Annotated in this window: 11 protein-coding genes; 3 read left to right on the forward strand and 8 right to left on the reverse strand. The window is 68.8% G+C overall.

Annotation, left to right across the window (positions count from 1 at the left end; translation table 11 throughout):
- Both HHX37_RS35215 and HHX37_RS35220 read left to right on the forward strand, forming a co-directional pair.
- Window positions 1–893: AAA family ATPase (locus tag HHX37_RS35215; protein WP_182888158.1), on the forward strand; the 893-nt coding region annotated here is incomplete at its 5' end.
- Window positions 894–924: 31 nt separating this feature from the next.
- The gene (locus tag HHX37_RS35220; RefSeq protein ID WP_182888159.1) at window positions 925–1506 is read left to right on the forward strand and encodes a hypothetical protein; all 582 of its coding nucleotides are present in this window, start codon (window positions 925–927) and stop codon (window positions 1504–1506) included.
- 286 nt (window positions 1507–1792) lie between these two features.
- On the opposite strand, the gene HHX37_RS35225 is transcribed toward HHX37_RS35220, so the two are convergent.
- The 8 genes from HHX37_RS35225 to HHX37_RS35260 all read right to left on the reverse strand — a co-directional run bounded on the left by HHX37_RS35225 (window position 1793) and on the right by HHX37_RS35260 (window position 10705).
- Window positions 1793–2110: a hypothetical protein gene (locus HHX37_RS35225; protein WP_182888160.1), complete on the reverse strand. Its 318-nt coding sequence runs from the start codon at window positions 2108–2110 to the stop codon at window positions 1793–1795.
- 183 nt (window positions 2111–2293) lie between these two features.
- The gene (locus HHX37_RS35230) at window positions 2294–2671 is read right to left on the reverse strand and encodes a hypothetical protein (protein ID WP_182888161.1); all 378 of its coding nucleotides are present in this window, start codon (window positions 2669–2671) and stop codon (window positions 2294–2296) included.
- A 455-nt stretch (window positions 2672–3126) separates the two neighbouring features.
- Window positions 3127–3690 carry a TetR/AcrR family transcriptional regulator gene (locus HHX37_RS35235; protein WP_182882258.1) on the reverse strand — a complete coding sequence of 188 codons (564 nt, stop codon included), beginning with the start codon at window positions 3688–3690 and terminating at the stop codon, window positions 3127–3129.
- Window positions 3691–3906: 216 nt separating this feature from the next.
- Window positions 3907–5103 (reverse strand): multiple monosaccharide ABC transporter permease, encoded by a 1197-nt coding sequence (mmsB, locus tag HHX37_RS35240; protein ID WP_396777656.1) that lies wholly within the window; start codon window positions 5101–5103, stop codon window positions 3907–3909.
- A 2-nt stretch (window positions 5104–5105) separates the two neighbouring features.
- Window positions 5106–6641, reverse strand: coding sequence for a multiple monosaccharide ABC transporter ATP-binding protein (gene mmsA / locus HHX37_RS35245; RefSeq protein WP_182888163.1), 1536 nt, complete (start codon window positions 6639–6641; stop codon window positions 5106–5108).
- Window positions 6642–6675: 34 nt separating this feature from the next.
- A complete protein-coding gene (gene chvE / locus HHX37_RS35250; RefSeq protein WP_182878208.1) occupies window positions 6676–7767 on the reverse strand; it encodes a multiple monosaccharide ABC transporter substrate-binding protein in 1092 nt (363 codons plus the stop codon).
- A gap of 101 nt (window positions 7768–7868) precedes the next feature.
- Window positions 7869–8903, reverse strand: a complete 1035-nt coding sequence (locus tag HHX37_RS35255) for a LacI family DNA-binding transcriptional regulator (RefSeq protein ID WP_182888164.1) — start codon at window positions 8901–8903, stop codon at window positions 7869–7871.
- A gap of 317 nt (window positions 8904–9220) precedes the next feature.
- The gene (locus HHX37_RS35260; protein ID WP_310740676.1) at window positions 9221–10705 is read right to left on the reverse strand and encodes a lectin; all 1485 of its coding nucleotides are present in this window, start codon (window positions 10703–10705) and stop codon (window positions 9221–9223) included.
- Between the two features lie 1149 nt (window positions 10706–11854).
- On the opposite strand from HHX37_RS35260, the gene HHX37_RS35265 reads away from it, so the two are divergent.
- Window positions 11855–12644, forward strand: a 790-nt coding sequence (locus HHX37_RS35265; protein ID WP_182888166.1) for an RICIN domain-containing protein, incomplete at its 3' end; no start/stop codon positions are given.

Consider the following 12644-nt stretch of genomic DNA (forward strand, 5'->3'; position numbering starts at 1 on the left):
ACCCGCGCCGTCCGGGTGGCTCGTTCATCTTCGCCGGCCCCTCCGGAGTCGGTAAGACCGAGCTGTCCAAGGCGCTGGCGGAGTTCCTGTTCGGGGACGAAGACGCGCTGATCATGCTGGACATGTCGGAGTTCATGGAGAAGCACACCGTCTCGCGGCTGTTCGGCTCCCCGCCCGGCTACGTCGGGTACGAGGAGGGTGGCCAGCTGACCGAGAAGGTGCGGCGCAAGCCGTTCTCGGTAGTGTTGTTCGACGAGGTCGAGAAGGCCCACGGAGACATCTTCAACTCGCTGCTGCAGATCCTGGAGGACGGCCGGCTGACCGACGCCCAGGGCCGGGTGGTGGACTTCAAGAACACCGTCATCATCATGACGACCAACCTCGGCACCCGGGACATCTCCAAGGGCGTGGGGATGGGCTTCTCGAAGGCCGACGACAGCGAGTCGACGTACGACCGGATGAAGGCGAAGGTGCAGGAGGAGCTCAAGCAGCACTTCCGGCCGGAGTTCCTCAACCGTGTCGACGACATCGTGGTCTTCCACCAGCTGACGCCCAAGGAGATCATCCAGATCGTGGACCTGATGCTCGCCCAGGTGGCCGAGCGTCTCAAGGACCGCGACATGGGCCTGGAGGTCTCCGCGGCGGCCAAGCAGGTGCTGGCCGACCGGGGGTACGACCCGGTGATGGGCGCCCGTCCGCTGCGCCGGACGATCCAGCGCGAGCTGGAGGACACCCTGTCGGAGAAGATCCTCTACGGCGAGCTGCGGCCGGGCCAGGTCGTCAGGATCGACATCGAGGGCGAGGGCGACAACGCCAAGTTCGTCTTCACCGGGGAAGCCGGGCCCTCGCATGTGGCCGGCGGAGCGGCTCCCGCCGCGCTGCCCGCTCGCTGACCGCGCGCCCTCAGGCCGGAAGACGGGACACATGCGCGAAGACCAGGCGTTCTGGATCGACACCCGCTCCGACCGGGAGCGCGCACACGGCGGTGACAGTCGCTACACCGAGCTGCTGCGCGACAACATCGGCGAGTTCGACGGCGTCTGGGGCGACATCGCCCCGGTCGCCTTCGCCTGCGCGGCCTGGCGGGTCGCGACGCCTCCCGTCGCCTCGCCGGGGTTTGTGCGGTGGCACCGCCGGATCCTGTCGGCCTCGTGCGTGCGCAACGGCTGGGACGGGTCGATGATCGCCCGCATCAGCCTGGTCTCGCCCCCGCCCGCGGCGCTCACGGCGTCGCGGGCCTGGTGGCGCGACCGGGGTTGGGAGGGCTGGCCGGAGATCTTCGGCCAGTACGTCGAGCCCGCCGAGCGGGATCTCACCAAGATCCCGTTCGTCCGGCCCGTCCTGCTCGTGGACGCGCCGCTGCCGCTCGACGACCTTCCTCCGGCGCCGGACGGCCCCGCCGAGGACCTGCCGGAGCTGGCCCACCGGGCCCTGGTGGTGCTGGTCCGGGAGCTGAACCGGCTGATCGGCCCGATGCTCTCGCAGATCGACAGCCAGGGCGGATAAAGGCCGGTGCCGTGACCGCCAGGGCCTGCCTGGGTGGAGCGGTGTCGAGAGCGGTGGATCGCAAGGCGGAGGGGGAGCTCGTGGCGGAGCCTGTGAGCGACGTTCTCCTGCTCTGCGGAATGTCCGAGCTTGCGAGGAGTTTTCGTGGGTGGGGCGATAACGCGGAGAGGTGCCGATCTGGGCGACGCGACGGGGCAAAGTTTGGCGGGAGGACACTTCAAGGCTGAGAGGCCACAGGGCGGCGCCGGCCACATGCCCGACGCCGCCCCTAACTTGTTTCCGCTGGTCAGCCGCCGATCGTGATGGTGACAGGAACGCCGCCAACCTTCACGACGATGACGACAACGATAAGCCAGATGACCAGAATGCGGATGTTCTCGTGGTAGCGCTTGCGGCAGGTCTCCCGTGGAACGTAGTACGGAACCGCCTCACTGAGCGCCGCCAACTTCGAGACGATTTCCGATACGGATGAGGGAAGGAAACCTCGATGATTGGGATCCAACGGTTCTGGCAATTGATTCCTCCAGCAATTTGAATGATGGAACCAACCGCCGGATCGGGCGATTTCAAGGGCATGTGACTCACCGAGGATGACGAGAAACACGCACAGCAGATACACTAGACACGCCTAGCGAGCGTACTAGCGGCCTGACTACCGGTCCGGCAGTTGGTACTTGGCAAGTCGCGCGGACCTCTGCCAGGAGGTTCGCCAGAGCCCCCGGCCTCCCAAGGCCGGGGGCTCTCGACTTCGTAGCTCAGGATATATGGGGCTGGGGATGGCGACAATTCAAGAGTGCGGATTCTCAGATGTCTCTGCATCTTGAAGATCAGCCTCGCGGGGAAGTGATTCATATATCCGCAGGTAGAGCATCTCTGACGGCGGAAGTGTTCCAAGGTGCATCAGGTTAACTTGAAGATCAGCCTCGCGGGGAAGCGATTCATATATCCGCAGGTAGAGCATCTCTGACGGCGGAAGTGTTCCAAGGTGCATCAGGTTAAGAAGAATGTGCTCGGTGCCGATGTAGCGGCTCGACTCGTGCGTGCCTGCGCCCCTCTCGGCGGTCGTCGGCTCTCCTCCATCGGCCCTCCGCGCATGCTGCCGCAGGTCAACGCCCTGTTCGACGGGCTCGCCGCCCGCCACGGCTACCACGAGGAGCACCAGCACTTTTCTCGACGCCTCCCTGTACGTACTCGAACGGCACCAGTGCACCCTCGCCCGCCACAAGCACGACTGTCAGCTGCTGCGCCACCCCCGAGGACGCCGACGAACACAACAAGTTCGAGTGCGGCTGGACGTGGGGCATCGTGAAGGACGCGCCCGCCGTTGCCACCTCGCTCGGCATCAGCCCGCAGCCGGAGGGCATCAGGTAGTCCCACCAGACAAAACGCGGGAACGCCGGGGCCCTGCCAGCGGGCAACCTCTTCACCGGCATCACGGCGTGGGACGAGGAGCCGTCCTGGTACTTCGCCGAACGGGTCGCCGAGTTCCTCGTCGCCCTGGAGACCGGAGCGTCTGACCAGTGGAACAAGAGCACAGGCGCCGTGAAGTTGGTGGGGATGGATTTGGTGTGGTTCATCGGCACCTGCGCCGATAGGTCCTACAGATCTAGCTATGCACTACTAGGCGGCGGGGGAGGGGCGCAGCCCGTCGAACACGACGGCCAGGGTGCGGTCGCGGACCTCGGGCGACCAGCCGGCGTGCAGCGACGCCTGGCACAGGCCGATCAGCAGCGCCAGCACCTCGGGGACCCCGACGTCCCGCCGTACGGCCCCCGCGCGCTGGGCCCCGGTGAGCAGCGCGGCCACGGCGTCGCGCAGCGCGTTGACGGGCTTGGCCACGATGACCTCGACACCCGCCTCGGCCAGCAGGTCGACGACCGTCCGCTGCTCCGCGGCCTGACCGATCACCCAGGTGAAGAACTGGAAGAACGCGGTGGCCGGCTCGCCGGTGCGTGCGAGGTTCCCGGTCTCGGCGGCGACGCGTACGGCGAGACCCTTGATGATCGCCTGGAGGAGCGCCTCCTTCGTCGGGAAGTGGCGGAAGACGGTCCCGATGCCGACGCCGGCCTTCTGCGCGATCTCCTCGGTGGAGGCGGACGGCCCCTTGAGCGCGAACACGACCTCGGCGGCCTCCAGGATGCGCTGCCTGTTGCGCTGGGCGTCCGAGCGCAGCGATCTGGTCATCGAACCCCCCGCGCCTGGCCGCTCTCCGAGCAGGTGCTCCGCGCCGCTCAACAGGAGCTGTGACTCCGATTCTAGGGGACAGGGCGCGGCGACGCGGAGAGCCGCTCACCCGCCGCCTCGTCGGGGTGTGACGAGACGACAACACCGGCCGGACATGCACGACATGTCCGGCCGGCGCATCGGGGCGGTCCGTGCCTCCCCGTCACCCGGTCGCGTCTACTTCGACTTGTTCTTGTTGTAGACGTCGAAGGCCACGGCGAGCATCAGCACGCCGCCCTTGATCGCCTGCTGCCAGTCGACGCCGAGGCCGAGCAGCGACATGCCGTTGTTCATCACGCCCATGACCAGGCCGCCGACGATGGCGCCGACGACGCTGCCGACGCCGCCCGACGCCGAGGCGCCGCCGATGAAGGCCGCGGCGATGGCGTCGAGCTCGAAGTTCGTGCCCGCCTTGGGAGTGGCCGCGTTGAGCCGGGCGGCGAACATCAGCCCGGCGAGGGCGGCCAGCACGCCCATGTTGACGAACACCCAGAACTTCGTCTTCTTGGTCGCGATACCCGACAGCGCGGCCGCGCGCTCGTTCCCGCCGACGGCGTAGATGTGCCGGCCGACCACCGTGCTCGTCGTGACGAACGAGTACGCCGCGGTCAGCACGATCACCACCAGGCCGACGATCGGCAGGCCCTGGTAGACCGCGAGGACCCAGGCGAACGCCCCGATCGCGGCGACGATCGCGACGGCCTTGAGCACGAACCACTGCAGGGCGGGCACACCGAGGCCGTACTCACGGCGCCGGGCGCGCGAGCGCCAGTCGTTCCACACGATCACCGCGGCCCCGGCGAGCCCGAGCAGCATGGTCACCAGGTGCAGGTCGCCGGCGCCGACCTCCGGCACGAAGCCCGATCCGAGCTGCCGGAACCCGGAGGGGAACGGCGCGATCGACTGCCCCTGCAGCACGACCATGCTGAGACCGCGGAACAGCAGCATGCCGCCGAGCGTGACGATGAACGCCGGGATGCGGGCGTAGGCGATCCAGAAGCCCTGGAACGCCCCGATCAGCCCACCCGTGACGAGCGCGCCGACCACGACCAGCGGCCAGGGCAGGCCCCAGTTCACGATCGCCACCCCGGTGACCGCCCCGACGAACGCCGCCACCGAGCCGACCGACAGATCGATCTCCCGGTTGATGATCACCAGCATCATGCCGATCGCCAGGACCAGCACGTAGCCGTTCTGCATGATCAGGTTGGTGACGTTCAGCGGCTTGAGCAGGATGCCGTCGGTCAGGATCTCGAACAGCACGACGATGACGACCAACGCGGCGATCATCCCGTACTGCCGGAGGTTCCCCCGCAGGCGGGGACCGGACGACCCGCCCGAGGACGCGGGGGTGGTCGCCGGGCGGTCCACCACGGTCATCGGGCCACCGCCGGTGTGTTCGTCATCAGCCTCATGACAGCCTCCTGTGTCGCTTCCCGCCGTCCGAGCTCACCGGTGATCCGCCCCTGGCTCATCACGTAGATCCGGTCGCACATGCCGAGGAGCTCGGGCAGCTCCGAGGAGATGAGCAGTACGCCCTTGCCCTCGGCGGCGAGCCGCTGGACGATCGTGTAGATCTCGTACTTCGCGCCCACGTCGATGCCCCGGGTGGGTTCGTCGAGCATGAGCACGTCGGGGTTGGTGTACATCCACTTGCTCAGCACGACCTTCTGCTGGTTGCCGCCGCTGAGGTTGCCGGTCTTGGTGAAGACGCCCGGCGCCTTGATCCGCAGCCGGTGGAGGAACCCCTCGGCGTCGGCCACCTCCCGGTGCAGGTCGATGACCGAGCGCCGTGAGACGCGGTGCAGGTTCGCCAGCGTGACGTTGCGCCGGATGTCCTCCTCCAGCAGCAGGCCGAGCTCCTTGCGGTCCTCGGTGACGTACGCCAGACCGGCCGCGATGGCGTCGCCCACCGTGGCCAGGTGCAGCTCGCGGCCGTCCTTCCGGAGCGTGCCGCTGATCCGCGCGCCGTAGGACCGGCCGAAGACGCTCATCGCGAGCTCGGTGCGGCCGGCGCCCATGAGCCCGGCGATGCCCACGATCTCGCCGCGCCGTACGGTGAGACTCGCGTCGCGGACGACCTGCCGGTCGGGGACCGTGGGGTGGAAGACGTTCCACCCCTCGATCTCGAACAGCACGTCGCCGATCTCCGGGGTGCGCGGCGGGTAGCGGTGGTCGAGGTCGCGCCCCACCATGCCCCTGATGACGCGGTCCTCGTCCACCCCGTCGGCGACCTCGAGCGTCTCGATCGTCCGGCCGTCCCGCAGGATCGTGATCGCGTCGGCCACGGCCATCACCTCGTTCAGCTTGTGCGAGATGAGGATCGAGGTGATGCCGTGGTCGCGCAGGTCACGCAGGAGCCGCAGCAGGTTCTCGCTGTCGGTCTCGTTGAGCGCGGCGGTCGGCTCGTCGAGGATGAGCAGCTTCACGTCCTTCGCCAGGGCCTTGGCGATCTCGACGAGCTGCTGCCTGCCCACTCCGAGCGCGTTCACCGGGGTGTCCGGGTCCTCGCGCAGGCCCACCTTCTCCAGCAGGCGCACGGTCTCGTCCGACGTGGCGTGCCAGTCGATGACCCCGCGCCGCGCCCGCTCGTTGCCGAGGAAGACGTTCTCCGCGATGGACATGCCCGGGATGAGCGCGAGCTCCTGGTGGATGATGACGATGCCCGCCGCCTCGCTCTGCCGCAGGCCGCGGAAGGCGCAGGGGCGGGAGTCGAGGAGGATCTCCCCCTCGTAGCTCCCGTGGGGGTAGACCCCGCTGAGCACCTTCATCAGGGTGGACTTCCCGGCGCCGTTCTCGCCCACGAGGGCGTGGACGGTCCCGCGCTCGACGTCGAAGTTCACGTCGTCGAGCGCGCGGACACCGGGGAACTCCTTGGTTATCCCCCGCATCCGGAGGATATGGTCGGGCATCGGAGGCCCCTTTCGTGCCGTGAACCCGCGAGGCTCAGCCGGTGAGCTGGGCCTCGGTGTAGTAACCGCCGTCGACCAGGATCTGCTTGTAGTTGTCCTTGTCGACCGACACGGGCTTCAGCAGGTACGACGGCACCGTCTTGACGCCGTTGTTGTAGCTGTCGGTGTTGTTGACCTCGGGCTTCTTACCCTGGACGACGGCGTCGGCCATCGAGGCCGCCACCTTGGCCAGCTCGCGGGTGTCCTTGTAGACGGTCTGCGTCTGCTCGCCCGCGATGATCGACTTCACCGAGGCCAGCTCGGCGTCCTGGCCGGTGATGATCGGCAGCGGCTTGCCGGAGGAGCCGTACCCGACGCTCTTCAGCGCGGAGATGATGCCGATGCTGATCCCGTCGTACGGCGAGAGCACCGCGTCGATCTTCTCGGACGTGTAGTTCGCGCTCAGCAGGTTGTCCATGCGGGCCTGGGCGGTGGCGCCGTCCCAGCGCAGCGTCGCGGCCTGCTCCAGCTTCGTCTGCTTGCTGCGCACCACGAGCTTGCCCGAGTCGATGTACGGCTTGAGCACCGACATGGCGCCGTTGAAGAAGAACACCGTGTTGTTGTCGTCGGGGGAGCCGGCGAACAGCTCGATGTTGAACGGGCCCTTGCCGTCCTTCAGCCCCAGCTTGTCCTCGATGTAGCCCGCCTGCTGCACGCCGACCTGGAAGTTGTCGAACGTGGCGTAGTAGTCCACGTTGGGGGTCTTCATCAGCAGCCGGTCGTAGGCGATGACCGGGATCTTCTGGTCGGCCGCCTGCTGCAGCACGTCGGTGAGGGCGGCGCCGTCGACGGCCGCGACGACGAGCACCTTCACGCCCTTGGTGATCATGTTCTCGACCTGGGAGACCTGGGTCTCCACCACGTCCTCGGCGTACTGCAGGTCGGTGTCGTAGCCCAGCGACTTGAACTGCTGGACCATGTTGTCGCCGTCCTTGACCCAGCGCTCGGACGACTTGGTGGGCATCGCGATGCCCACGGTCCCCTTACCGCCGGCGGTCGTGTTCCCGCCGTCCCCGCTGCTGTTGCCGCACGCGGCCGCCAGCAGCAGTAACAGCCCTGCCACCAGCGCGCCTGTGAATTTGCGCATGAGACAATCTCCTTCGGAATGGTTGTTCCTCGCGTCCCGCCGGGGGCCTAGACCGGCGGGGCGCGGTTTTCCCGCCCGGCCATGGAGCCGGGCGGAAGCTCTCAGGGGCTCATGCCGGTGCTCTCCCTGACCACGAGTTCGGGCTCGACGAGGCGCGCCGGCTCGCCGTCGCGGCTCGCGATGCGGTGCAGCAGGAGCCGGAACGCCTGCCGGCCGAGCTCGCCGAAGTCCTGCCGCACCGTGGTCAGCGGCGGCCAGAAGTACGCCGCCTCCGGCACGTCGTCGAACCCCACGACACTCACGTCCTCGGGCACCCGCCGGCCCGCCTCCCGCAACGCCCGCAACACCCCCATCGCCATATGATCATTGGCCACGAACACCGCCGTCACCGCCTCATCGGCCGCCAGCCGCCGCCCCAGCTCATAACCCGACGACGCCGTCCAATCCCCCACCAACGGCTCAGGCACCACCCGGCCCTCCGCCTCCAGCACCGACCGCCACCCCGCCGCCCGGCCCCGCGAATCCACCCAGTTCGGCGGACCCGCCACATGCCACACCGTCCGATGCCCCAAACTCAGCAGATGCCGCGTCGCCCGCGCCGCCCCCGCCCGCTGATCCACCGCCACCACCGGCACCGGCACATCCCCACCCCCGCCGACCACCACCACCGGCAACCCCGCCGGAAGCTGCCGCACCCCCTCGGCCGCCGACTCATGCGGCGCCACCACGATCACCCCGTCCACCGACTGCGACCGCAGCCGATCCACCCCCCGCCCGATCCACCGCCGATCCAGCACCGGCAGACTCGCGATACTCACCAGATAGTCACTGTCACGCGCCGCCTGCTCCACCCCGAACAACGTCGACGCCGGCCCGTACAACGTGGTGTCGAAACACACCACCCCCAACACCCCCGACCGCCCCGTCACCAACATCCGCGCCGCCGAATTCGGCCGGTAATCCAGCTCCCGCACCGCCGCCAGCACCCGCTCCCGCGTCTCCGGACGCACCTTCTCCGGAGCGTTCAGCACCCGCGACACCGTCATCGCCGACACCCCCGCCAGCTCCGCGACGTCTTCCATGACCGCCGCCCTCGGGCGCTCGGCCGGGCTCTCTCCAGGCCGGACCTTCGTCATCCGCCGGTTCCCCGCTCTCGATGAGGTGTTCTGCATGTTAGCGATAACACAACACGTGTCAACCCCGCTGTTTGAACCGGTTTCATAAAGGTGTTCGCCGGTGCCTCGCATGGGCCCTCTGACCGGCGACGTCACCGATGACGCACAGGCAGGGCGGGGAGACGCCGGCCGTCCCGGGAAAGCCGGAAGCCGGCCCGCGCGAGACTCGCACGGACCGGCTTCGGCGTGGCGCCTCCCGGAAGGGAACGCCTGGGTGGTCGGGACCCGGGTGGGGACCCGGTGGTGGGGGACCCGGGTGGGTCAGACCGGGGACGGGGTCAGACGCGGGTCCACTTCTGGTTGTTGGCGCCGGTGCACGACCAGATCTGCACCTTGGTGCCGTTGGCGGTGCCGCTGCCCGCCACGTCCAGGCACTTGTTCGCGCCGACGGCGGTGATCGTGCCGTCGGAGTTCAGGCGCCACTTCTGGTTGTTCTGGCCGTTGCAGTCCCAGATGATGACCGCGGTGCCGTCCGCCGTGCCCGCGCCGTTCACGTCCAGGCACTTGTTGCCGTAGACGCGCAGCTCGGACGCGCTGGTGGAGGTCCACTTCTGGTTGTTCTGGCCGTTGCAGTCCCAGATCAGCACCGTGGCGCCGTTGGTCTGCGAGGCGCCGTTGACGTCCAGGCACCGGCCCGACGCCACACCCCTGAGCGAGCTCGTGCCGCCGGGGGGCGGAGAGTTCGTCGGTGTAGAGGTGGGCGACGACGAGGGCGACGGGCTCGTGTTGGGGGTCGCCGCGTTGAGCGCGTCCAGGACGGCGGTGTAGGCCTGCTTCTTGTTGAAGTTCCCGTCGAACAGCAGCGGGGTGTCGCCGCTGCGCCATGACCACTTGTCGGTGATGCCCCACACGGTGATGCCGGTGCAGCGCGGCACGGCCGTGCAGGCCTGGACGACGCGGCGGTAGGCGTCGGCCTGGGTGGAGCCCGAACCGCCGACGTCGAGCTCGGTGATCTGCACGTCGACGCCGAGCGCGGCGAACTGGGCGATGTTCTGCTGGTAGTTCGACGGCGGGTTGCCGAAGTGCGACTGCAGGCCCACGCAGTCGATCGGCACGCCACGCGCCTTGAAGTCCTTCACCATGTTGTAGACGCCCTGCGTCTTGGCGGCGGTGGCGCTGTCGATGTTGTAGTCGTTGTAGCAGAGCTTCACGTTCGGGTCGGCGGCCCGCGCGGCGCGGAAGGCCTCCTCGATGAAGCCGTTGCCGAGCTTCTGGGTGAAGATCGAGTCGCGTAGCGTGCCGACCGCGCCGCCGTCGGCGAACGCCTCGTTGACCACGTCCCAGGCGAAGACCTTGCCCTTGTAGTGGTTCATGACCTGGGTGATGTGGTTGGTCATCGCCGAGCGCAGGTCACTGGCCGACATGTTGTTGTTGATCCAGCTGGGCAGCTGGGCGTGCCACACCAGGGTGTGACCGCGGACCTTCATGCCCTTGCTGACCGCGTGGTTGACGATCTGGTCGGCCGAGCCCCAGTTGAACGAGTTGCGGGACGGCTCGATTGGCCCCCACTTCATCTCGTTCTCCGCAGTGACCCCGTTGAACTCCCGGTCCCACGTCGCCACGTAGGTCGAGTCGTTCAGGTGGCCGGCCGCGATCGCGGTGCCGAAGTAGCGGCCGCTCTGCGCGGCGGCCGCCCCGAGGGTGCTCGCCGCGGCGTCGGCGGGGGTGGAGGCCGCCAGGGCCGTCACCACCCCGAGTACGCCGAGAGCCCCGGCGGCCAGCACCCGGCGGGAACCGCCGAGTCGTCGCCGGGCTCGTCTCACAGGTATGGCGGTTTCGCCCATGCCTGAGCCTCCAGTGCTTGATGAACGGGGGTGCTTGCTGAAACGGGGTCTTGCTGAAACGGGGTCTTGCTGAAACGGGGTCTTGCTGAAACGGGGTCTTGCTGAAACGGGGTGCTTGCCGAAGGTGGTGCTGACGGAACGGTGGTGCGGGAAGAGCGAGTGCTGAAACGAACGCGGATGAACGCGGGAAGACGCCCGCGGCGTCGCACACGGCCCGTCACGGACCGCGGCACCGGCATGCGGCCCCTGCCGTTCACCACCGACCGGGCAGGAGGAAGGCCGCCGGGGATCAGTTTGGAAACGTCGGCGTAACGTGTCAAGGCGTTGTGTCGATCTCTCGGCGGCGGTCCGTCAGGACCCGGGCCGGCCGTCCGGCCGCAGGGCTCCTGTCCGGGCGATATCCGCGGCGGTTCGGGCGTCCGCGTGCCGTGACGGCGGCCGTGAAAGTTTCACCGGGGGCCGAGCCGCGGGCGGACCGGCAGCTTCGCGGTCGTCCCAGTTCGGGCGCTCCTCCCGGCCGCGGGTGAACACCTGGGAGAGGCCCGCGTGTTGACACGCTCCGCGCCGTCGTATTGGCTCCGCCGCACCACCACCGACATTCGTCAGATGTGAGAAGGGAGTTCACATCGCCGCAATGTTAGCGCTCACAGGATTGGGCGGGCCTGCCCACCGGTTCCCCGGCCCGGCACGACCACGCGCGGCGTGACCTCCGCGAGGGGTCGTCGCGGCGAGCGCCCGGCGTGGCCGCGGAGCCCGCTCCGGAGCGGCCCGTCGCCGGTGTTCGTGCCGTGCCTCGCGCGGCCGAATGTTAGCGATAACTTGCCCCGGACGGCCGCGCCCGATCGTACGGCGGCCACCGGTCGTGAACGCTTCCGCCCCCTCGCACTCACAGGAGAAGCATCATGCGGTCGGGCCCGCGCCTGGACGTGACCGGAACCGGCACGGCCGGCGGCACCGCGCCGACCTGTGACCGGCTCCACCGGCCGACCGGCCCCACCCGATCCGCCGAATCCGGCCCCCGGCCTTCGCCTTCCACAGCCGGGGGCCACAGGGACGGGCCCGCCCCCCTCCGCCAGTGAGGGAGGGCGGGCCCGTCTCCCACCGCCTCCACCCCCCAGAGGAGAAGACATGCAGCCAGTGCCGCCCCGCGTGACCGGGCGCCGGCGACGATCGCCCGCGGCCGTCCTGACGTGCCTGCTCGCGGCGCTCGCGACCGTGCTCGCCGGCGCGCTCGTGTCCATAGCGCCGGCCACGGCCGCGACCGTCGACACCAACGCCTGGTACGTGCTGGTCAACCGCAACAGCGGCAAGGCCCTGGACGTGTACAACCTCTCCACGGCCGACGGCGGGTCGCTCGTGCAGTGGACCCGGAACAACGGCAACAACCAGCAGTGGCGGTTCCTCGACTCCGGCGGCGGCTACTACCGCGTGCAGTCGCGGCACTCCGGCAAGGTGCTGGACGTCTACAACCTCTCCACGGCCGATGGCGCCGCCGTCGTGCAGTGGAGCGACGGCAACGGCGTCAACCAGCAGTTCCGGCTGGCCGACTCCTCGGACGGCTACGTCCGGCTGATCAACCGCAACAGCGGCAAGGCCGTGGAGGTGCAGAACGCCTCCACCGCCGACGGCGGCAAGATCGTGCAGTACTCCGACTGGGGCGGCACCAACCAGCAGTGGCAGCTCGTCCGCGTCGACGGCGGCACCAGCTCCCCGTCCGCGTCCCCGTCCGTGTCACCGTCGGCGTCCCCGAGCGCGCCCTCGGGGACGTTCACCAACCCGGTGCTGTGGGAGGACCTGGCCGACATCGACATCATCCGGGTCGGTGACACCTACTACTACTCCGCCTCCACGATGCACTACTCGCCCGGCGCGCCGGTCCTGCGCTCCTACGACCTGGTGCACTGGGAGTACGCCGGCC

The sequence above is a fragment of the Microbispora sp. H10885 genome, from assembly GCF_014161415.1.
In the GTDB taxonomy this organism is placed as follows: Bacteria; Actinomycetota; Actinomycetes; order Streptosporangiales; family Streptosporangiaceae; genus Microbispora; species Microbispora triticiradicis.